At 70.8% G+C, this 21014-nt stretch carries 18 protein-coding genes and 1 tRNA gene; 10 read left to right on the forward strand and 9 right to left on the reverse strand.

Annotation, left to right across the window (positions count from 1 at the left end):
• The 7 genes from A8711_RS31685 to rpmH form a co-directional block, all read right to left on the reverse strand.
• Positions 1 to 626, reverse strand: a 626-nt coding sequence (locus A8711_RS31685) for a ParA family protein (RefSeq protein WP_176722864.1), incomplete at its 3' end; no start/stop codon positions are given.
• A 246-nt stretch (positions 627 to 872) separates the two neighbouring features.
• Positions 873 to 1739, reverse strand: coding sequence for a 16S rRNA (guanine(527)-N(7))-methyltransferase RsmG (rsmG, locus tag A8711_RS22750; protein WP_176722865.1), 867 nt, complete (start codon positions 1737 to 1739; stop codon positions 873 to 875).
• 236 nt (positions 1740 to 1975) lie between these two features.
• Entirely contained in the window at positions 1976 to 2566 is a 591-nt protein-coding gene (locus tag A8711_RS22755) for a R3H domain-containing nucleic acid-binding protein (RefSeq protein ID WP_030499504.1), read from the reverse strand.
• A gap of 212 nt (positions 2567 to 2778) precedes the next feature.
• Positions 2779 to 3777: a membrane protein insertase YidC gene (gene yidC, locus A8711_RS22760; protein WP_069089275.1), complete on the reverse strand. Its 999-nt coding sequence runs from the start codon at positions 3775 to 3777 to the stop codon at positions 2779 to 2781.
• Positions 3778 to 4017, reverse strand: a complete 240-nt coding sequence (gene yidD, locus A8711_RS31690) for a membrane protein insertion efficiency factor YidD (RefSeq protein WP_199744097.1) — start codon at positions 4015 to 4017, stop codon at positions 3778 to 3780. It abuts the gene before it with no gap.
• Positions 4018 to 4058: 41 nt separating this feature from the next.
• Positions 4059 to 4472: a ribonuclease P protein component gene (gene rnpA / locus A8711_RS22765; RefSeq protein ID WP_043327680.1), complete on the reverse strand. Its 414-nt coding sequence runs from the start codon at positions 4470 to 4472 to the stop codon at positions 4059 to 4061.
• Between the two features lie 34 nt (positions 4473 to 4506).
• Positions 4507 to 4644 carry a 50S ribosomal protein L34 gene (rpmH, locus tag A8711_RS22770; RefSeq protein ID WP_018788530.1) on the reverse strand — a complete coding sequence of 46 codons (138 nt, stop codon included), beginning with the start codon at positions 4642 to 4644 and terminating at the stop codon, positions 4507 to 4509.
• A 575-nt stretch (positions 4645 to 5219) separates the two neighbouring features.
• On the opposite strand from rpmH, the gene dnaA reads away from it, so the two are divergent.
• The 5 genes from dnaA (at position 5220) to A8711_RS22795 (ending at position 12030) form a co-directional block, all read left to right on the forward strand.
• Entirely contained in the window at positions 5220 to 7052 is a 1833-nt protein-coding gene (gene dnaA / locus A8711_RS22775) for a chromosomal replication initiator protein DnaA (RefSeq protein WP_069089276.1), read from the forward strand.
• Between the two features lie 1186 nt (positions 7053 to 8238).
• Entirely contained in the window at positions 8239 to 9372 is a 1134-nt protein-coding gene (gene dnaN / locus A8711_RS22780; protein WP_043327678.1) for a DNA polymerase III subunit beta, read from the forward strand.
• Between the two features lie 40 nt (positions 9373 to 9412).
• On the forward strand, positions 9413 to 10285 hold the full coding sequence (gene gnd, locus A8711_RS22785) for a phosphogluconate dehydrogenase (NAD(+)-dependent, decarboxylating) (RefSeq protein WP_064448048.1): 873 nt from the start codon (positions 9413 to 9415) through the stop codon (positions 10283 to 10285).
• 16 nt (positions 10286 to 10301) lie between these two features.
• Positions 10302 to 11432 carry a DNA replication/repair protein RecF gene (recF, locus tag A8711_RS22790; protein ID WP_069089277.1) on the forward strand — a complete coding sequence of 377 codons (1131 nt, stop codon included), beginning with the start codon at positions 10302 to 10304 and terminating at the stop codon, positions 11430 to 11432.
• On the forward strand, positions 11425 to 12030 hold the full coding sequence (locus A8711_RS22795) for a DUF721 domain-containing protein (protein WP_043327676.1): 606 nt from the start codon (positions 11425 to 11427) through the stop codon (positions 12028 to 12030). The genes recF and A8711_RS22795 overlap by 8 nt, the downstream gene beginning before the upstream one ends.
• On the opposite strand, the gene A8711_RS22800 is transcribed toward A8711_RS22795, so the two are convergent.
• The gene (locus A8711_RS22800; protein ID WP_043327675.1) at positions 12021 to 12260 is read right to left on the reverse strand and encodes a hypothetical protein; all 240 of its coding nucleotides are present in this window, start codon (positions 12258 to 12260) and stop codon (positions 12021 to 12023) included. The two genes, A8711_RS22795 and A8711_RS22800, sit on opposite strands and share 10 nt — an antisense overlap.
• 81 nt (positions 12261 to 12341) lie before the next feature.
• Between A8711_RS22800 and A8711_RS22805 the strand changes: the two genes are divergently transcribed.
• Positions 12342 to 12830, forward strand: a complete 489-nt coding sequence (locus tag A8711_RS22805; RefSeq protein ID WP_069089278.1) for a MarR family winged helix-turn-helix transcriptional regulator — start codon at positions 12342 to 12344, stop codon at positions 12828 to 12830.
• Here the strand turns inward: A8711_RS22805 and A8711_RS22810 are convergent.
• A complete protein-coding gene (locus tag A8711_RS22810) occupies positions 12815 to 13369 on the reverse strand; it encodes a hypothetical protein (protein WP_043327673.1) in 555 nt (184 codons plus the stop codon). The two genes, A8711_RS22805 and A8711_RS22810, sit on opposite strands and share 16 nt — an antisense overlap.
• A 547-nt stretch (positions 13370 to 13916) precedes the next feature.
• Here A8711_RS22810 and gyrB point away from each other — a divergent pair.
• From gyrB to A8711_RS22830, 4 genes are all read left to right on the forward strand, one after another.
• Positions 13917 to 15863, forward strand: a complete 1947-nt coding sequence (gene gyrB, locus A8711_RS22815) for a DNA topoisomerase (ATP-hydrolyzing) subunit B (protein ID WP_043327672.1) — start codon at positions 13917 to 13919, stop codon at positions 15861 to 15863.
• Positions 15864 to 15993: 130 nt separating this feature from the next.
• Positions 15994 to 19773, forward strand: coding sequence for an intein-containing DNA gyrase subunit A (gene gyrA / locus A8711_RS22820; RefSeq protein ID WP_124778873.1), 3780 nt, complete (start codon positions 15994 to 15996; stop codon positions 19771 to 19773).
• 3 nt (positions 19774 to 19776) lie between these two features.
• Positions 19777 to 20709 (forward strand): DUF3566 domain-containing protein, encoded by a 933-nt coding sequence (locus tag A8711_RS22825; RefSeq protein WP_043327671.1) that lies wholly within the window; start codon positions 19777 to 19779, stop codon positions 20707 to 20709.
• Positions 20710 to 20854: 145 nt separating this feature from the next.
• Positions 20855 to 20928: transfer RNA gene (locus A8711_RS22830), tRNA-Ile, on the forward strand.
• Positions 20929 to 21014 lie beyond the last annotated feature (86 nt).

Raw genomic sequence — 21014 nt, forward strand, 5'->3', positions numbered from 1 at the left:
GCCACGGCCAGGTTCACGGTGGTGGTCGTCTTACCCACGCCGCCCTTCTGGTTGGCGACGCACATCACCCGGGTCCGGTCCGGGCGGGGCATGGTGACCTCGCCACTGGGATTCAGGATCTGCACGGCGCGCATCGCCTCCATAGCCAACGGTGGATCATCCTCTTCGCGCGTCGGGGTTTCACGTGAAACGTACGTGCTGGCGTCTACCTCGTCGCCGTACCCGCTCGCCTGTGGCGTGTCGGACGGCGTCACGGTGACCTCGGGAGCGGCCTGGTGCGGCACGGCCGAGACGGGCGGCTGGGGTTCGAAGCGAGCGGGCACCGCGACGTTCGCCCGCACCGCGGCCGGTCGCGGCGTCGGCGCGTTCGCCGGGCCGTCTGCCGGGTCGAGCGGGTCACGGGCCGGCGGGACGTTCGCCGGCGCCGACGAGACGGGCCGTACCGAACCGGCGGGCGGCGTGTCCCGCCGCTGCGGCGGCGGCTCGGCCGGCGGGTAAGAGGCGGACGGATCGCGGGGCTCGTTCACCGTCCACTCCCGGTAGTTGGTTTCACGTGAAACGGGGCCGGGGGATTTCCCTCCGGGCCCGGTCAACCGTGGATCGTCGTACCTGCCGTCGTCATGCACCTGTCATCCCTACCCGCTCCGGATGGTCGGTCCGCACCCGTCGAATCGAATACCGGGCCCTCGCCCGGCGTGGTCGGCTCGGCGGGAACCATCGGGTTCGGGTGCCGCCCGGCACCGCCGTTCCACACTATCGACGCGCGGTCAGCCTACGGCCGACGGGCGCGGTGGGTCCATGTCGGGTTGTGATCGATCGCGTCACGCCCACCCGGTCCAACGACCGGGTGGGCGTCCGGACAGCCGTTTCGGTCAGCGGTCGCCACGACGGCGGCCGCCACGCGACCGCTTCGGCTTCTTGGCCCGGCGCGGGTTCACCACGCGCTCACGGACCACCTCGATCACGGTCGCCGGGGGCTCGATCACCCCGTCGCCGCACCGGTGCAGCTCCGGCGTGCCGCCGCCGAGGCGTACCACCGCTTCGGTGTGCTCGGCGATCTCCTCGGCGGCCGAGGCGCCCTTGAGCGCCACCAGGCGGCCGCCGGAGACCAGCAGCGGCAGGCACCAACCGGCGAGCCGGTCCAGCGGCGCCACCGCGCGGGCGGTCACGATGTCGGCGGAGAGCGGCTCCCGGTCTCGCGACCCGGCCGCCGCCTCCTCGGCCCGCCCGCGGAAGACGCGGACGTCGCGGGTCAGGCCGAGGCGTTGCACCGCCTCGATCAGGAAGGAGGTACGCCGCGCGAGCGGCTCCACGAGCGTCACTGTGAGATCGGGACGCGCGATCGCCAGCACCAGGCCGGGCAGTCCGGCGCCGGAGCCGACGTCGATCACGCTCGCCCCCTCCGGGATCCGCTCGGCCACCACCGCGCAGTTGAGCAGGTGCCGGTCCCAGAGCCGCGGCGTCTCGCGGGGGCCGATCAGACCGCGCACGACGCCGTCGGTGGCAAGCAGTTCCGCGTACGCGGCGGCGAGGTCGAGCCGATCGCCGAAGAGCGCGCGGGCCGCCTCCGCCAGTTCCGGCGGCAGCGTCGCGGACGCCGGGTCGGGGGCGGCCGTCGACTCCGCACCGTCCACAGGGGATGGCGTGTCCTCCGCCGGCTCCGCGAACACCGGGTCGGCCGCAGCAGCCGCGGCCACCGGTGCCACGTCCGCCGCCGGCTCACCGGAGAAGGCGGGCATCACGTCCATCGCCGGGTCGGCGGGCTCGACCCCGGTCACCACCGCCGGCTCGGCCGAGAAGGCGGGCTCGCCGGGGTCGGTCGCGGCCCTTTCCGGGTACGCCGGGTCGGCCGGCCCGTCGTCGTCGGAGAAGACCGGGTCGACTGTGGGATCGGGGCGCACAGCCGACGGCCCGGGCGGCGTACCACCCGGGCCGGCCACGGCGCCTGCCGTCGTCTCGTCGGAGATCACGGACCTCAGTCCGTCACCGGACGGACGACGATGCGGCGGTTGGGCTCGACGCCCTCGGACTCGCTCTCCACGCCGCTCATCGCGTTCACCACGTCGTGCACGCACTTGCGCTCGAACGCGGACATCGGCTCCAGGCGCACCGGCTCACCGTGCTCCTTGACCTTCTCGACCGCGTTCTTCGCCACGGCGGCCAGTTCCTTGCGCCGGGCGGCCCGGTAACCGCCGACGTCCAGCAGCAGGCGGCTCGGCGTGCCGGTCTGGCGGAACACGGCCAGCCGGGCCAGTTCCTGGAGCGCCTCCAGGGTCGCGCCGCGCTGGCCGACCAGGTTCTGCAGCCGTCCGCCGACCACTTCGACTACCGGACGGCCGCCGGAGACCAGCTCGTCGATGTCGCCGTCGTAGTCGAGGATGTCCAGCAGACCCTCGACGTAGTCGGCGGCGATCTCACTCTGCCGGAACAGGTCGCTGTCGGCCGGGGCCTTCTTCTCCCGGGCCTCGCCCGAGGCGTCCTCGGTCTCGGTGGCGGCGGTAACGGGGGTCTCCTCGTCCAGGGACTGGTCGGCGCTGGGGATGCTGGTCTCGGTCACGGGTCTCATCTCCGTACTCGCTCGGCCGGACCGTTCGGGGGTCCGCTGGTCTCCCGGGGCCGGCGGGAGGTTCGCCGGTTGCCCTCGGGCACGTCTGTACGGGCCAGTTTCGCCCGCGGCCGCGCGTCGCGCGGCGATTCCGGCCCGGCGCCGACTCCTCGGATGGCAGCACGTGACCGGAACGGGCCACCGCCGGTGTCGCGGCGGTGGCCCGGTGGAACTCAGCCCTGTCGCTTGGCGGGCCGGCTGCCGCCCTTCTTCGGGTTGACCGGCTTGGCGCCCGGCTTCGGTCCGGCCACCTTCGGCGCCGCGGCCGGGGCCTTCGCCGGCTGGGCCGCCTTGCGGCCGAACAGGCCACCGGTCTTGGCCGGCTGCACCGGGCCCTTGCCGCCGGTGTTCTTGGCGGCGGTGGTGCTCTTCGCGGTGGGCGGCGGCGGGAACTTCCGCAGCACCCACTGCTGCTGGCCGAGCGTGAAGAGGTTGTTGGTGACCCAGTAGATGATCACACCGATCGGGAAGATCGCGCCCGAGATCAGCAGCGACAGCGGGATGCCGTAGAGCATCAGGCGCTGCACCATGCGCTGCTGCGGGTCCTCGGCCCAGCCGGTCTTGAGGATCATCTGACGGCTGGTCAGGTAGGTGGTGGCGATCATGATGATCACCAGGATGCCGGCGACGACCTTGACGGTGCCGGTGTTCGCGCCCAGCCGGCTGAGCTCCTCCGCGGTGGAGCCGAACTTGCCGGAGATCGGCGCGGTGAAGAGCGTCGCGTTCGAGGCGCTGTTGAACTGGTCGACAGTCCAGCCGTACAGGGTCTTGCCCTGGTTGTCCGGGCTGAGGCGGCGCAGCGTGTGGAACAGGCCCAGGAAGACCGGGATCTGGAGAAACATCGGAAGGCAGCCCATGAGCGGGTTGGCCTTTTCCTTCCGGTAGAGCTCCATCATCTCTTTCTGGAGCGTCTCCCGGTCACCCTTGTGCTTCTCCTGGAGCTCCTTCACCTTCGGCTGGAGCGCCTGCATGGCACGCTGCGACTTGATCTGCTTGACGAAGACCGGGAACAGGATCACCCGGACCGTCACCACCAGGAAGATGATGGCGAGGATCCAGGCCCAGTTCGTACCGATCACGGCCCCGACCGGAACTCCGATGGCGTCCCAGGCCGAGTGCCAGGTCAGCAGGATCCACGAGATCGCGTAGTAGATCCAGTCGAGACTAAACACTCAGGCTCCAGTCACGTCGGCACGGCGGCGGTCGCCCGGCTCCGGAACCGGGTCGTGTCCACCTGGGTGGAAGGGATGGCAGCGCGACAGCCGACGGACCGTCAGCCAGGCGCCCCGCAGCGCACCGTGCCGGGACACCGCCTCCATGGCGTAGGCACTGCACGACGGGTAGAACCGGCAGCGGGCCGGCAGAGCCGGACTTATCCACCGACGGTACGCGATGATAGGCGCCAGCAGCATGCGGGCACCGCTTGTGGGCGACGGAGTCGCGGTCGGGCCGGTCACCGCGACCGCCGTCCCCGGGGGGAACGCGCGGCGGCGAGAGCGGCGTCGAGGTCGGCCCCGAGCCGGGTGTACGTCGCGTCGGCGGCTGCCGGCAGCGCGCGTACCACGAGGGTCGTGCCGGCGGGCAGCTCGGCCAGCCGCTCGCGGACCAGGTGCCGGAGCCGGCGGCGGACCTTGTTCCGGACCACCGCGCCGCCGACGGCCTTGGACACGACGAAGCCGGCGCGGCTCGGTGCGGAGGTCTCCGCACCGCTGGTCCGCGCCGGCTCCGGCGAAGGTGTCGCGGTGGTGCCGATCGGCTCGGGGATGGTCAGGTGGACCACGACGGCGCCACGGCCGACGCGTCGGCCACCGCGAACCGCTGCGGCGAAGTCGCTACTGCGCCGCAGTCGTTGCGCGGCGGCCAGCACGACTGCCCACGTCCCCGGACCGGACCTGTCGGCCTCAGGCCGACAGGCGGGCGCGGCCCTTGGAACGACGGGTAGCGATGATGGCGCGGCCGGCACGGGTGCGCATGCGCAGCCGGAAGCCGTGGGTCTTCGCGCGCCGGCGGTTGTTCGGCTGGTAGGTGCGCTTGCTCACGTCAGGCTCTCCGTTGTCGTACGCCCCGCGCGGCGGATCGCCCGGGGTCGTGTGCTGGTCCAGGCCACCTTGTCGGTGACCTCCGATCGGCGCTGCCGTGACGCGCTCCCCGGCGATGCGAGGTGACAGCCACGGACAGCAAGCATCAATCACCCTAGCAGAGGGCGAGAGAGCAGCCGCTCCAGCCTACGCAGGGGCGCAATGACCGTCAAACGTCACACTCGGGCGTCCGACCTGCGTCGGAACGACGACCGAAGGGGCGGTTTTCACTGATGTTGCCAACGTCGTCAGGGTGTCGCCGGTTGATGGCGTGGGGTCCGCGCTGTTAGCGTGCCCGATTGCGGTCGGCGTCGGGGGTCCGGGGTTTGTCGCCGATCGGCAAGACCGGACACGCTGTTGAATCGTTCGGCACGGTGAACCCGCTTCAGCGCCTCCGTGGATCGAGGGGGGCAGGTCCGACCCGCGTCCGGTGGGCGGTCACAATCGGTCGGTACACAGGCTGTGGATAACTTGTGGATGACGACCGGTCAGCCGTCCGGGCGGGCGTGAGGAGCAGGCGAGGGGGTGGCACGACGGTGACCGGAGCGACCGACCTGGCCGCGGTGTGGACGGCGACCACCGACGAACTCGCCGACGAGATCATCTCCGCGCAGCAACGGGCGTACCTCCGGCTCACCCGGCTGCGGGCGATCGTCGAGGACACCGCGTTGCTCTCGGTGCCGGACGCCTTCACCCGCGACGTGATCGAGTCACGGCTCCGCCCGGCCATCACCGAGGCGCTGAGCCGCCGGCTCGGACGGCCGATACAGGTGGCCGTCACCGTACGGGTCACCGAGGACCCGGGCGCCCGCCCGGCCGGCACCGTCTACCGCAGCAGCCCGGAACCGCTCCCCGAGCACGACGGCGCCGCTCCGCTGCCCGGCTTCGACCAGGCCGCCCCGACCTTCCCGTCGCCCCGCCCGGAGCCCGGCTACGCCGACTCCCGCCCCGAGCCCGGTTACGCCGAGTCCCGCCCGGAACAGCAGCTGGACGAACCGGCGCCCCGGCAGCGGACCGCGGACGGCGGCCGGCCCCACCTGATCCCCGCCGGCCGGGACGCGCAGGACACGCTCTTCAGCGCCGCGTTCGCCGAGCCGCTGCGCGCCGCGCCCGAGCGCCGCGCCTTCGACGAGCGCACGCGCATCGAGCCGTCCGCTCCCGACGCCGGGGGTTACGAGCCGCGCTACCGGGAGAACCCGGCCGCCGACCCGGGGCCGATGCGCGGCCTGCCCCGCGACGGCGCCACCGACAACGGCCCCGGCCGGGGTGGCGCCGACCACCACCGTCCGGGTGGCGGCGGCCAGGCCGACCGCAGGCTCCCCGGCGGTACGGAGAGCGGCGGCAACCGGCTCAACCCGAAGTACATGTTCGAGACGTTCGTCATCGGCTCGTCCAACCGGTTCGCGCACGCGGCGAGCGTGGCGGTGGCCGAGTCGCCGGCCAAGGCGTACAACCCGCTGTTCATCTACGGCAGCTCGGGACTGGGCAAGACCCACCTGCTGCACGCCATCGGGCACTACGCGACGACGCTCGGCAACGCCCGCTCGGTCCGGTACGTCTCGACCGAGGAATTCACGAACGACTTCATCAACTCGCTGCGCGACGACAAGACCAGCGCGTTCCAGCGCCGCTACCGGGACGTGGACATCCTCCTGATCGACGACATCCAGTTCCTGGAGAACCGGGAACGGACGCAGGAGGAGTTCTTCCACACCTTCAACACGCTGCACAACGCCAACAAGCAGATCGTGATCACGTCCGACCGCTCGCCGAAGCAGCTCGCGACGCTGGAGGACCGGCTGCGTACGCGCTTCGAGTGGGGCCTGCTCGCCGACATCCAGCCGCCGGACCTGGAGACGCGGATCGCGATCCTGCAGAAGAAGGCCGCCCAGGAGCGGCTGTTCGCACCGCCGGACGTGCTGGAGTTCATCGCCTCCCGGGTGTCGAACTCGATCCGCGAACTGGAGGGGGCCCTGATCCGGGTCACCGCCTTCGCCAGCCTCACCCGTTCCTCGGTCGAACTGTCGCTGGCCGAGGAGGTGCTGCGGGACTTCATCCCGGACGGCGCCGGCCCGGAGATCACCGCGGACCAGATCATGGTGTCGACCGCCGACTACTTCGGGGTGAGCCTGGAGGACCTGCGCGGCCACTCCCGGTCCCGGGTGCTCGTGAACGCCCGCCAGGTGGCCATGTACCTGTGCCGCGAGCTGACCGACCTGTCGCTGCCCCGGATCGGGCAGGCGTTCGGTGGCCGGGACCACACCACAGTGATGCACGCGGACCGCAAGATCCGCCAGCAGATGGCGGAGCGGCGCTCGCTCTACAACCAGATCGCCGAGCTGACCAACCGCATCAAGCAGAACACCTGACCCTGCTCCGCGCCGCCCGCGCACTGCCCGTCCGGCGGCTCCGGCGGTGATCAAGGAGTTTGTGTCGGGAAGACACGTCATTCCTGCCCCGAACTCCTTGGTCAACAGGGCGGGGCTGCTGCGCAGGAGTCCGCCGACCCGAGCGCCTCGCCCAGTGTCTGCACGGACCCCGACCGCAGATCTTGGAAGGAAACGGCCGCCACAGGGGCCCTCGCCTTCCAAAGATCTCTGCGGAGCCGGGGCTTGGCCCTCGCACGAGTCGCCCGGGCCCCGAGCCCCACCGAAACTTTGCGTCGATCATGAGGTTGACGGCGACAAACCGGGCGCCAACTGCCGCCAACTTCATGGTCGACACGTGCGGGGCGGGAGCCGGAGGGCGGGCGGGGACGGGGGCGGCGCGCCGAGGAAGGCTCGTGTCGACGCCCTGTTGACGTGATGAAGGTGACCACGGGACGCCCGACAGGCGGCTGACGGCAAGCCGACAGCACGGGTTCGTTGACCCTCGACCCGGTGGAGGGCCCAGGATCGGCGCTGTGTTCGTCCACAGCTCGTACCTCTTGTCCACAGCCCCTGTGTCACAGGCAGTGGACAACCACCGTCCGCACCCGGCCGGTTACCCACAGACTGTGGACAACTCCTGGGGACGAGGCTGTGGACGCCTGGGGATGACGATCACGTTGTCCCCAGATGACAGGTCGCCTGTGGGCGAGCTGTTGAAGGTTCTGGGGATTAAGGCGGTCGACGCTGTCGGCGCTGTCCACAGCGCTGGGGAGAAAACCGGTGGATTAGCGGTGGACAACCGGTGGACAGCCGTGGAAAACCCGGCGGCTGGCGGGGGCTGTGGACCGGGACACGAGTTTTACCCCCGGTTCTCCACAGCCAAACCACCGGTGGATAACGTGTCTGACCTGCGCAGAGGTTGGTTCTCCACAGTTTGCACAGGTGCGATGAAGACGATGAGTTATCTCTTCTAAACAACAAAAACCAATCATCACCGTTGGACTTCCTGTGGATCGGGCCGGAGCGCTGCCGTCGGCAGTCACCCCGGGCACCTGGATCCACGGGGTCGGGCGCACAGCCGATGCCCGCGCGCCCTAAGGTGCGATGGGTACCCGCACGGTCGGGCGGGACGGGTGGCAGCGGTCGGCATGAGAGAGTTGTCGCTGACGTCGACGCGGAGGCATTGATGAAGTTCCGAGTGGAGCGCGACGCGCTCGCCGAGGCGGTCGCGTGGACCGCCAAGAGCCTGCCCAACCGGCCCTCCGTACCGGTGCTGGCCGGGGTGATGCTCCGCGTCACCGACGGCAACCTGCAGGTCTCCGGCTTCGACTACGAGGTCTCCAGCCAGGTGACGGTCGAGGTGCAGGGTGACGCGGACGGCGCCGCCCTGGTCTCCGGCCGCCTGCTCGCCGAGATCACCAAGGCCCTGCCGGCCAAGCCGGTGGACATCGCCGCCGTCGGCGCCCACCTGGAGCTGGTCTGCGGCAGCGCCCGCTTCACGCTGCCCACCATGCCGGTGGAGGACTACCCGACGCTGCCGGAGATGCCGGAGAGCGCGGGCACCGTCGACGCCGCGGCCTTCGCCACGGCCGTGGCCCAGGTTGCGGTGGCCGCCGGCCGCGACGAGACGCTGCCGATGATGACCGGTGTACGCCTCGAGCTGAGCGGCGGCACGATGGCCATGCTGGCGACCGACCGATACCGCCTCGCGCTGCGCGAGATGGAGTGGAACCCGGACGACCCGGAGATCAGCCTCAACGCGCTGGTGCCGGCCCGTACGCTGCACGACACCGCCAAGGCGCTCGGCCCGCTCGGCGGCCACGTCACCATGGCGCTCTCCTCCGGCGGCGCCGGCGAAGGCATGATCGGCTTCTCCGGTGGCACCCGCCGGACCACCAGCCGCCTGCTCGACGGCGCCAACTACCCGCCGGTGCGTTCGCTGTTCCCGGCCGACCACAACGCCGAGGCCCGCGTCGCCGTCGCCACGCTCATCGAGGTGGTCAAGCGGGTCGCTCTCGTCGCCGAGCGCACCACCCCCGTGCTGCTCAGCTTCAGCGCCGACGGCCTTGTGGTGGAGGCGGGCGGCACCGAGGAGGCCCGGGCCAGCGAGGCGATGGAGGCCACCTTCACCGGTGAGCCGCTCACCATCGGCTTCAACCCGCAGTACCTCATCGACGGCCTGTCCAACCTCGGCGCCCAGCACGCCCTGCTCCGGTTCGTCGACGCGTTCAAGCCCGCGGTCATTTCCCCGGCCGGCGAGGATGGCGAGGTCATACCGGGGTACCGGTACCTCATCATGCCGATCCGCGTGTCCCGCTGATCGCAGGCAGCACGACCCTGACGTACGGAGGTAGGAGCAGATGCAGCTCGGCCTGGTAGGACTCGGCCGGATGGGCGGCAACATGCGGGAGCGGCTGCGCGCCGCCGGGCACGAGGTGGTCGGCTTCGACCACAACCCGGAGATCAGCGACGCCGCGAGCCTGACTGAGCTGGCCGAGAAGCTCCAGTCGCCCCGCGCGGTCTGGGTCATGGTTCCCGCCGGCGTCACCGACGCCACCATCGACGAGCTCGCCGAGGTGCTCGGCGAGGGCGACATCATCATCGACGGCGGCAACTCCCGGTTCAGCGACGACGCCCCGCGCGCCGAGCGGCTGAACGAGCAGGGCATCGGCTACATCGACGTCGGCGTCTCCGGCGGCGTCTGGGGCCGGCAGAACGGGTACGGGCTGATGGTCGGCGGCGCGCAGCAGCACGTCGAGCGCCTGATGCCGATCTTCGAGGCGCTCAAGCCCGAGGGCGAGTTCGGCTTCGTGCACGCCGGCCCGGTCGGCGCCGGCCACTACGCCAAGATGGTGCACAACGGCATCGAGTACGGCCTGATGCACGCCTACGCCGAGGGCTACGAGCTGCTGACCGCCTCCGAGCTGGTCACGAACGTTCCCGGCGTGTTCAAGTCGTGGCGCGAGGGCACCGTGGTCCGGTCCTGGTTGCTCGACCTGCTGGACCGGGCGCTCGACGAGGACCCGGAGCTGGCCGAGCTGAGCGGCTACACGGAGGACACCGGCGAGGGCCGCTGGACCGTGGACGAGGCGGTACGGCTCGCCGTGCCGCTCAACGTCATCACCGCGTCGCTGTTCGCCCGGTTCGCGTCCCGGCAGGACGACTCGCCCGCCATGAAGGCCGTCGCCGCGCTGCGCCAGCAGTTCGGCGGCCACGCCGTCCACAAGCGCTGACCGGTATCCACAGCCTGTGTACGTCCGCCGGCTCGAACTGGTCGACTTCCGCTCGTACGAGCGCGTCGGCGTGGACCTGGAGCCGGGGCCGAACGTGCTCGTCGGCGCCAACGGCGTCGGCAAGACGAACCTGGTCGAGGCGCTCGGCTACGTGGCGACCCTGGATTCGCACCGGGTCGCCACGGACGCCCCGCTGGTCCGGATGGGCGCCACCTCGGCGGTGATCCGCTGCGCGGTGGTGCACGAGGGCCGGGAACTGCTTGTCGAGCTGGAGATCGTGCCGGGCAAGGCCAACCGGGCCCGCCTCGGCCGGTCCCCGGCCCGGCGCGCCCGGGACGTCCTCGGCGCGCTGCGCCTGGTGCTGTTCGCGCCGGAGGACCTGGAACTGGTCCGCGGGGACCCCTCGGAACGTCGCCGCTACCTGGACGACCTGCTGGTCACCCGCCAGCCCCGCTTCGCCGGGGTACGCGCCGACTACGAGCGCGTGGTGAAGCAACGCAACGCGCTGCTGCGTACCTCGTACCTCGCTCGCAAGACCGGTGGCACACGCGGCGGTGACCTGTCGACGCTGGCCGTGTGGGACGCGCATCTGGCCCAGCACGGCGCGGACCTGCTCGCCGGCCGCCTGGAACTGGTCGCCGCGCTCACCCCGCACGTGGCGAAGGCGTACGACGCGGTGGCGGCCGGCCGCGGCGCGGCGGGCATCGCGTACCGGCCCTCGGTCGAGCTGCCCGAACCCGGCGCCGACCGCGCGGCGCTGGCGGAGGCGCTGGCCGCCGCGCTGACCGCGAACCGCGCCGCCGAGATCGAGCGCGGCACCACGCTCGTCGGCCCGCACCGCGACGACCTGGCGCTCACCCTCGGCCCGCTGCCCGCCAAGGGGTACGCGAGCCACGGCGAGTCGTGGTCCTACGCGCTGGCGCTGCGGCTGGCCGGGTACGACCTGCTGCGCGCCGACGGGATCGAGCCGGTGCTGGTGCTCGACGACGTCTTCGCCGAGCTGGACACCGGCCGGCGGGACCGGCTGGCCGAGCTGGTGGGCGGCGCGAGCCAGCTGCTCGTCACCTGCGCTGTGGACGACGACGTGCCGGCGATCCTGCGCGGCACCCGGTACGCGGTGGGCGACGGGACGGTGCGACGTGTCTGACGACGAGGTGCAGCTACCGCCCGCGCGGCTCGGGCCGGGACGCGACGCGCGTACCCCGGGAAAGCCCGCGGACGGCGAGCCGGGCGCGAACCTGCCGGAGGGCGCGACCGGGCCGGAACTGGCGCGGGCTGTGCTCGACGCGGCGAAGGCCCGGCGGCAGGCGGCGGCTCCCCGGCGGCGCGGCGCGGTCCGCGGCGACGGCGAGAAGCGGCTGCGCGGCTACTCCGGCCCGGGGCCGGACCCGCGCGACCCGCAGCCGCTGGGTGCGGTGCTGGACAAGCTGGTCAAGGCGCGGGGCTGGCAGCAGCCGGCGGCCGAGGCGACGGTGTTCGGCGCGTGGGAGAAGGTGGTCGGCCCGGAGGTCGCCCAGCACAGCCGCCCGGTGAAGCTGGAGGACGGCGAGCTGACGGTGGAGGCGCGCTCGACGGCGTGGGCGACGCAGTTGCGTCTGCTGGCGGGCTCGCTGTTGCAGCAGATCGCCCGCGAGGTCGGCCACAACGTGGTGCGCAAGCTGCACATTCACGGCCCGGCTGCGCCGTCGTGGTCGCGCGGCCCCCGGCGGGTACGCGGGCGCGGGCCCCGCGACACCTACGGCTGACCGTCGCCGCCCGAGCGCTGGGCCTCCCGCCGGGCGCGCTTGAGTTCGCGCTGCTCGCGGCTCCACTGCTTGCGGCGTTCCAGGTCCTGCTTCCAGGCTTCGCGGGCCAGCCGGGAGCCGCCCTGCACCGCGCCCTGGACCTGGGAGGGGCCGGCGAGGTTCTGGAACACCCAGCCCAACAGGCGGCCACCCTTGCCGGAGGCGTCGCCCACCTGCTCGTCGTCGCTCATCCCGCCGCCCTCCCTGTTTTGTGTGCAAACCATTGGTACACCAATCGTTGCTAGGATCGCAACGACGACGAGGAGGACGAGGTGACCGACCCGATCGAGGAGGACCCCCTGGCGCTGGAGCAGCAGGTCTGCTTCGCGCTGTCGGTCGCCGCCCGGAGCGTCGTCGCGGTCTACCGCCCGCTGCTGGAGCCGATGGGGCTCACCCACCCGCAGTACCTGGTCATGCTGGCGCTCTGGCAGCACGCGCCGCTGTCCGGGCGGGATCTGAGCCGGCTGCTCCAGCTCGACCCGGGCACGCTGTCACCGCTGCTCAAGCGGCTGGAGGCGGCCGGCTACATCCGGCGGGAACGCGACGCCGCCGACGAGCGCAGCCTGGCCGTCTCGCTCACCGCCGAGGGGCAGGCGCTGCGGACGCAGGCCGAGCGGATCCCGCCGGCCATCGTGCAGCGCCTGGGTCTGCCGCTGGCCGACCTGCGGCACCTGCACACGGCGCTGACCGAGGTGATCGCGGCTGCCAACCGGGCCACGTCTTCTTTCGGCGCTGCGACGCCCGGTCAGGCGTCGGCGTAGACCGCGAAGCCGCGCTCCGCGCAGCGCCGGTAGAAGGCCGCCAGCACGCTCAGCTCGGCGCAGGTGAAGTTCCACTGCGGCGGGTCGCCGCTCTCGTCGCGCAGCCGGTCCAGCCGGCTGTCCAGCCAGCGGAGCTGCTGCTCGGCGAGCCGCCCGTCACCCAGCAACGCGCGCAGCACCTCGCTCACCGACTCGAACGTGACCGCCTCGCCGTACGGCCGGTGCCGGGCGACGAACTTCTCCAGGCCCTCGGCGATCCACGAGCAGCCGTCCGGGTCGATCACCGGGTCCTCGTCCTCGGCCGAGTTCTCCGTGGCGTAGAGCACATTTTCCAGCCCGAGGATCAGGTCGACCAGTTCGGTGTACGCGGTCGCCCGTACCGTGCCGGTCTTGGCGATCAGCTCGGCGAGCGCGGCGGTCGGCGCGGAGATCCGGGGCACGTCCACGATCTCGCCGAAGTCCACGAACTCGGCCGGCGCGACCGGGTCGTAGAAGCGGCCGGTCCGCGGCCAGTGCACCGCGACGTTGTCCAGCCCCATCGGGCGTCACCTCTCACCAAGCGTTTTCGGACCATCTTCGACGATCGTCCCGGTTGCGGGGGCGAAAGATCAAGACCGCAACGGCGGCGCCGCAAAAGCTACGGCACGCCGGACCCGGCCGCGACCCCCGGTCGGGACAGCAGCCGATCACCGGTCGGATGATCGTCACGGCTCACGGTGGCCGGTGGCGCGGCGGTGCCCCGTTGGCGTGTAGGGGGAGTCGCGGGAGGCGCGGTTCGTCCGGCTACGGCATTCTCAGCCGCCTCGGAGAGGGTGCCGAGTGGCGGTTTGGTCGGCTCCGCACAGTAAGATTGAGAGCGAGACGAAAGACCCGAGACGGAGCGACGGGCAGGGGCCCTCCGGGCCCTCGATCATAGTCCCGCCTCGGGTCCGAGCCGATCGCGATCCGCGGGCAACCGTGGCGCCCGGCGTACACGATCCGTGCCTGGTGATCCCAGGGGCGGTCCGTGCGCGCCGACGTCGCGTCCTGTCCGCCGAACCCGCGCCCCCGCGCCCACGCGCGGCCGGTGCGAGAAAGTGGCCGAGCGTGGCAGCGGAGGACAACAAGAAGTACGGTGCCGAGTCCATCACCGTTCTCGAAGGCCTGGAAGCGGTCCGGAAGCGCCCCGGTATGTACATCGGGTCCACCGGCGAGCGCGGTCTGCACCACCTGGTGTGGGAGGTCGTCGACAACGCGGTGGACGAGGCGCTGGCCGGGCACTGCGACACCATCGACGTGGTGCTGCTGGCCGACGGCGGCGTCCGGGTGACCGATAACGGCCGTGGCTTCCCGGTCGACCTGCACCCGAAGCTGAAGAAGCCGGGTGTCGAGGTCGCGCTGACCGTGCTGCACGCCGGCGGCAAGTTCGACGGCAAGGCGTACGCGGTCTCCGGTGGCCTGCACGGCGTGGGCGTCTCCGTGGTCAACGCGCTGTCCACCCGGATGGCGGTCGAGATCCACAAGGACGGTTTCGTCTGGCGCCAGCGCTACGACCACTCCAAGCCGACGCCGCTGGAGAAGGGCGAGGAGACCGACCGCACCGGTTCGGCCGTCTCCTTCTGGCCCGACCCCGACGTCTTCGAGACCGTCGACTTCGACTTCCACACCATCTACCGGCGCCTCCAGGAGATGGCCTTCCTCACCCGGGGCCTCACCATCCACCTGCTCGACGAGCGGGTGCCGGAGGACGAGGACGGCAAGACCCGCGAGGTCACCTTCCACTACGAGGGCGGCATCGCCGACTTCGTCCGCCACCTCAACGCCTCCAAGAGCCCGATCCACAAGACGGTGGTCGAGTTCGGCGCCGAGGAGACCGGCATGTCGGTCGAGATCGCCATGCAGTGGAACGAGTCGTACGGCGAGTCGGTCTACACGTTCGCCAACAACATCAACACCCACGAGGGCGGCACCCACGAGGAGGGCTTCCGGGCCGCGTTGACGAGCGTCGTCAACCGCTACGGCGCCGACAAGAAGCTGCTCAAGGGCGACGAGCGCCTCTCCGGTGAGGACATCCGCGAGGGCCTGGCCGCGATCATCTCGGTCAAGCTCACCGACCCGCAGTTCGAGGGTCAGACCAAGACCAAGCTGGGCAACACCCCGGTCAAGGGCTTCGTGCAGCGGGTCTGCAACGAGTCGCTCGTCGACTGGTTCGACCGCAACCCGGCCGAGGCGAAGATCATCATCCAGAAGGCGTCCCAGGCGGCCCGGGCCCGCATCGCCGCCCAGCAGGCGCGCAAGCTCGCCCGGCGCAAGTCGCTGCTGGAGTCCGGCTCGATGCCCGGCAAGCTGGCCGACTGCCAGTCCACCGACCCGCGCGAGTCCGAGGTCTTCATCGTCGAGGGCGACTCGGCCGGCGGCTCGGCCAAGCAGGGCCGCGACCCGCGTACGCAGGCGATCCTGCCGATCCGCGGCAAGATCCTCAACGTGGAGAAGGCCCGCATCGACCGGGTGCTGAAGAACAACGAGGTGCAGGCGCTGATCACCGCGCTGGGCACCGGCATCCACGACGACTTCGACATCGAGAAGCTGCGCTACCACAAGATCGTGCTGATGGCCGACGCCGACGTCGACGGCCAGCACATCCAGACGCTGCTGCTCACGCTGCTGTTCCGGTTCATGCGGCCGCTGGTGGAGCTGGGGCACGTCTACCTGGCCGCCCCGCCGCTCTACAAGATCAAGTGGAACAAGAAGGGCGACGACGCCCAGTACGCGTACTCGGACCGGGAACGCGACGGGCTGATCGCGCTGCGCCAGCAGAAGAAGCCCAACGCCCGCCCGGACGACATCCAGCGGTTCAAGGGTCTCGGTGAGATGAACTACCCCGAGCTGTGGGAGACCACGATGAACCCGGCGACGCGCACGCTGCGCCAGGTCACGCTCGACGACGCCGCAACCGCGGACGAGCTGTTCAGCGTCCTGATGGGTGAGGACGTCGAGGCACGTCGGTCGTTCATCCAGCGCAACGCCAAGGACGTGCGGTTCCTGGACATCTGACGGACGCGCCGGGCCGGCCGGTGATCCACCGGCCGGCCCGGTAGTCCACAGAGTTATCCACAGTCTGAACGCTTTCCACAGCCGTTATCCACAGCGAGACCATGACTGAAGAGTCTGATAAGGGTTAACAGTGACCGATACTCCCGAGTCCACCCCGAACGAGCCGGAGACCCCGGAGACACTGGCCGCGGTCGTCCAGCACGACCGGATCGAGCCGGTCGGCCTCGAGGTCGAGATGCAGCGCTCGTACCTCGACTACGCGATGAGCGTCATCGTCGGGCGGGCCCTGCCGGACGTCCGGGACGGGCTCAAGCCGGTCCACCGCAAGATCCTCTACGCCATGTTCGACTCCGGCTACCGGCCGGACCGCGGGTACGTGAAGTGCTCCCGCGTCGTCGGCGACGTGATGGGCCAGTTCCACCCGCACGGCGACTCCGCCATCTACGACGCGCTGGTCCGGATGGCGCAGCCCTGGTCGCTGCGCTACCCGCTGGTCGACGGCAACGGCAACTTCGGCTCCCCCGGAAACGACCCGGCCGCCGCCATGCGCTACTGCCTCGTCGGCGATGCCCGCATCCGTACCGCCGAGGGTTCCGTCCGGATCGGCGACGTCGTGCCGGACGCTGCGGCGAGCAGCGAGACCGACGTCGACCTCAAGGTCCGCGACCGCAACGGCGACCTGGTCCGCGCCAGCAAGTTTTTCCACTCCGGCGAGCACCCGACGCTGCGGCTGCGCACCCGTGAGGGGTACGAGCTGACCGGCACCCACAACCACCCGGTGCTCTGCCTGGTGGACGTGGCCGGCGTGCCGACCCTGCTGTGGAAGCTGCTCGCCGAGATCGCCCCGGGCGACCGGGTGGTCCTGCAGCGCACCGTGCCGGACGAGATCGGCTACCCGATGCTGGAACACGTCGAGGCGGCCGTGCTCGCGGGCGCGTTCGTGTCCGAGGGGTGGGTGTCGGAGAATCGGGCGGGCTTCAACAACGTGGACCGGGAGTTCTTCGTCCGGGTCCTCACCGCCTACGACCTCGCGGTCGGCGGCCCTCGGTACGTCGCCGAGCGGGTCATCGCCTCCGGCAGCAGGCTGCACGAGCTCGACGTGCAGGACCTCACCGCGCTTCGGGCGAGCGTGCTCGGCGAGATGGTGGGCGCGCGGAGCGCCGGCAAGTTCGTGCCGGAGTTCGTCTGGCGCGGACCGGCCGCGGTCAAGCGGGCCTTCCTCCAGGCGCTGTTCGAGGGCGACGGTTCGTCGTCGCTGCTGCCCCGCCACACGATCCAGGTCTCGTACTCGACCCGCAGCGAGCGGCTGGCCCGCGAGGTGCAGCAGCTGCTGCTGGAGTTCGGCGTGGTCAGCCGGCAGTGCCGGTACGACAGCGGTGAGATCAAGGTCGTCGTCACCAACCGTAGGGACGCCCGGATCTTCGCCGCTCACGTCGGCTTCCTCGGCCGCAAGCAGGCCAAGCTGGAATCCGAGCTGGCCCAGGTGCCGGCGACTAGCACCGCGCTTTCCGGCGATCACGTGCCGTTCGTCGGGGACTTCGTCCGCGAGCACGGCGCGAGCCGCTGGACCGAACGCGACTGGCTGCGCCGGCACAACGTGGACCGGATCGAGCGCTGGGAGCGGGACCGCGACGAGATCGCGGCCCGGATCACCGAGCCCGGCATCCTCGACGTGGTCGAGCCGCTTGTCGACGGGCGCTTCTACTACGCCGAGGTGACCGAGATCACCGACGCCGGTGTGCGGCCGGTCTACAGCATCCGGGTGGACACCGAGGACCACTCGTTCGTCTCCGACGGTTTCGTCAGCCACAACACCGAGTGCAAGCTCGACCCGCTGGCGATGGAGATGCTGCGGGACATCGACGAGGACACCGTCGACCTGCAGGACAACTACGACGGCCGGGCCAAGGAGCCCACGATCCTGCCGTCGCGGATCCCGAACCTGCTGATCAACGGCTCCGAGGGCATCGCGGTCGGCATGGCCACCAAGATCCCGCCGCACAACCTGCGCGAGATCGGCGCCGCGGTGCAGTGGTGCCTGGAGCACCCCGAGGCCGACGAGGCCACCACGCTGGAAGCCCTGCTGGAGATCGTCAAGGGCCCGGACTTCCCGACCCACGGCCTGATCGTCGGCCAGGCGGGCATCCAGGACGCGTACCGGACCGGGCGCGGCTCGATCCGGATGCGCGCCGTGGTCGAGGTCGAGGAGGACAAGCGTGGCCGGCCGGCGCTCGTGGTCAGCGAGCTGCCGTACCAGGTCAACCCGGACAACCTCGCCGAGCGCATCGCCGAGCTGATCAAGGAGGGCAAGCTCGCCGGCATCGCCGACATCCGCGACGAGTCCTCCGGGCGTACCGGCATGCGGATCGTGCTCGTGCTCAAGCGCGACGCGGTCGCCAAGGTGGTGCTGAACAACCTCTACAAGCACACCCAGCTCCAGGAGACGTTCGGCGCCAACATGCTGGCGCTCGTCGACGGCGTGCCGCGCACGCTCAACCTGGCCCAGTTCATCCGGTACTACGTCGAGCACCAGATCGAGGTGATCCGGCGGCGGACCGCGTTCCGGCTGCGCAAGGCCGAGGAGCGGGCGCACATCCTGCGCGGTCTGTCCAAGGCGCTGGACGCGCTGGACGAGGTGATCGCCCTGATCCGGCGTTCGCCCACGGTGGAGGACGCCCGGCAGGGCCTGATCCGGCTGCTGGACATCGACGAGGTCCAGGCGACCGCGATCCTGGACATGCAGCTGCGCCGGCTGGCCGCCCTGGAGCGGCAGCGCATCCTGGACGACCTGGCGAAGCTCGAACTGGAGATCGCCGACCTCAAGGACATCCTGGCCAAGCCGGAGCGGCAGCGGCGGATCGTCTCGGAGGAACTGGGCGAGATCGTCGCGAAGTGGGGCGACGACCGGCGTACGAAGATCGTCCCCTTCGACGGCGAGGTCTCGATGGAGGACCTCATCGCCCGCGAGGACGTGGTCGTGACGATCACCCGCACCGGGTACGCGAAGCGGACGAAGGTCGACCTCTACCGGTCGCAGCGGCGTGGCGGCAAGGGCGTCAGCGGGGCGACGCTCCGCCAGGACGACATCGTCAGCCACTTCTTCGTATGCTCTACGCACGACTGGATCCTGTTCTTCACGAACAAGGGTCGGGTCTACCGGGCGAAGGCGTACGAGCTTCCTGAGGCCAGTAGGGTGGCCAAGGGCCAGCACGTGGCCAACCTGCTCGCGTTCCAGCCCGACGAGCAGATCGCGCAGATCATTGAAATCCCGAACTACCAGGTGGCGCCCTACCTGGTACTGGCCACGAAGAACGGCCTGGTGAAGAAGACGCGGCTCGAGGAGTTCGACTCCAACCGTTCCGGCGGCATCATCGCGATCAACCTGCGCGATGAGGACGAACTGGTCGGTGCGGTCCTGGCCGCTCCGGAGGATGATCTGCTGCTGGTGTCGAAGAACGCCCAGGCGATCCGCTTCAACGCCACCGACGAGGCGCTGCGTCCGATGGGCCGGGCCACGTCCGGTGTGATCGGCATGCGCTTCAGCGGCGAGGACGAGTTGCTCGCGGTCGAGGTGGTGCGAGAGGGTCTGGACGTTCTGGTCGCGACGAACGGGGGTTACGCGAAACGTACCCCGATCGAGGAATACCCGGTGCAGGGCCGGGGAGGTAAGGGCGTGCTGACCGCGAAGATCACCGAGCGACGCGGTGGCCTGGTCGGCGCGGTAGTGATCGATCCGGAGGACGAGCTGTTCGCCATCACCAGCAACGGCGGCGTCATCCGGACTCCGGTGAAGCCTGTACGCCGTACGCGTGACCGGAACACAATGGGGGTCAAGCTGATGGACCTCCCGGACGGCGTGACTATCGTGGCGATTGCTCGCAATGCCGACGAGCCTGACGAACAGGACTAGTTGATGACGGAGACACAGGCGAAGTCGGGGAACAAGGGGACCTCGGCCACCCCGGCCGAGGAGGAGGCTGCGCAGGGCGGTACACCAGCTACCGGCCGTGCGGCCGTGGGCCGGGCCACGGTTCCCGCCGACGCGCCTGCCCCGAAGTTCACCCGCGCCCCCGGCATGGCGCCGCCTCCGGACAAGCCGGGCGAGGACTCGGGTTCCCGGGACTCGTCGGCCGAGACCAAGGTCGACGCGCCGACGTCGGCCAACGGTCTGGCCGCTCCGGCGGCCAAGCCCGCGAACGCCACGAGCACACAGCCGATCAAGCCACCGGCCGCGGCCGGCCGGGCCTCCACCGGTACGACCGGCACCCAGCCGCGTATCGGCGCCGGCCTGGGCACCGCGCCGAAGACGTCGCCCGACGGCGCCCGTCCGACCACCACCGGCGCCACCGGCCAGTCCCGGCCCGCGAACGGCGGGGGCCTGCCGCCGGGCGTCAGCGGCGCGGCCGCTGTCGGCGCCGCGCGCGTGGGCGAGGCGGTACGCGCCGCGCGTACCTCGGTCAGTTCGGCCGCGTCGCGCGGGCCGCGACGGGCCCGGCTGAACCTGAAGCGGATCGACCCCTGGTCCGTGATGAAGTTCGCGTTCGCGGTGTCCGTGGTGCTCTTCATCGTGGTCGTCGTGGCGACCTCGGTGCTCTACCTCGCGCTGGACGCGATGGGCGTGTTCAAGAGCGTCAACGACAGCCTGACCGACCTGGTGAACGCCGGCGGCGGCCAGGGCGGCGGCGGCTTCCGGATCACCGCCAAGGGCGTGATCCTGACGTCGGCGCTGATCGGCCTGGTCAACGTCGTGCTGTTCACCGCGCTGGCCACGCTCAGCGCGTTCGTCTACAACGTCTGCGCCGACCTGGTCGGCGGGATCGAGCTGACGCTCGCCGAGCGGGACTGATTCGGTCGACGCCGGGGCGCCGCGCAAAGCGGTCGCCCCGGCGTCGTGCGTCCGGGTAGGTTCGGGGTGGCGCGGGTGCTTCCGCCACGGACCCCCCGATTTGGGCGCGGCGGAGGCGATGGGTTAACCTTGCTCGTCGCCACGCGGGGCTATAGCTCAGTCGGTTAGAGCGCAGAGCTGATAACTCTGAGGTCGCTGGTTCGATTCCAGCTAGCCCCACCGCACATCGTCCGACGGCAGTCGAGCACGAGGGGTCAAGCACATGTTCAAGAAGCTCCTGATCCTGGCCGGCATCGTCGGTGTGG

The sequence above is a fragment of the Micromonospora sp. II genome (genome assembly GCF_001709195.1).
Lineage (GTDB): Bacteria > Actinomycetota > Actinomycetes > Mycobacteriales > Micromonosporaceae > Micromonospora > Micromonospora chalcea.

Bases quoted from the DNA above. Each gene is read 5' to 3' on its own strand.
- rsmG (WP_176722865.1), bottom strand. From the start codon at position 1,739: ATGCCCGCCTTCTCCGGTGAGCCGGCGGCGGACGTGGCACCGGTGGCC.
- A8711_RS22755 (WP_030499504.1), bottom strand. From the start codon at position 2,566: ATGAGACCCGTGACCGAGACCAGCATCCCCAGCGCCGACCAGTCCCTG.
- yidD (WP_199744097.1), bottom strand. From the start codon at position 4,017: ATGCTGCTGGCGCCTATCATCGCGTACCGTCGGTGGATAAGTCCGGCT.
- dnaN (WP_043327678.1), top strand. From the start codon at position 8,239: ATGAAGTTCCGAGTGGAGCGCGACGCGCTCGCCGAGGCGGTCGCGTGG.
- gnd (WP_064448048.1), top strand. From the start codon at position 9,413: ATGCAGCTCGGCCTGGTAGGACTCGGCCGGATGGGCGGCAACATGCGG.
- A8711_RS22800 (WP_043327675.1), bottom strand. From the start codon at position 12,260: ATGAGCGACGACGAGCAGGTGGGCGACGCCTCCGGCAAGGGTGGCCGC.
- A8711_RS22810 (WP_043327673.1), bottom strand. From the start codon at position 13,369: ATGGGGCTGGACAACGTCGCGGTGCACTGGCCGCGGACCGGCCGCTTC.
- A8711_RS22825 (WP_043327671.1), top strand. From the start codon at position 19,777: ATGACGGAGACACAGGCGAAGTCGGGGAACAAGGGGACCTCGGCCACC.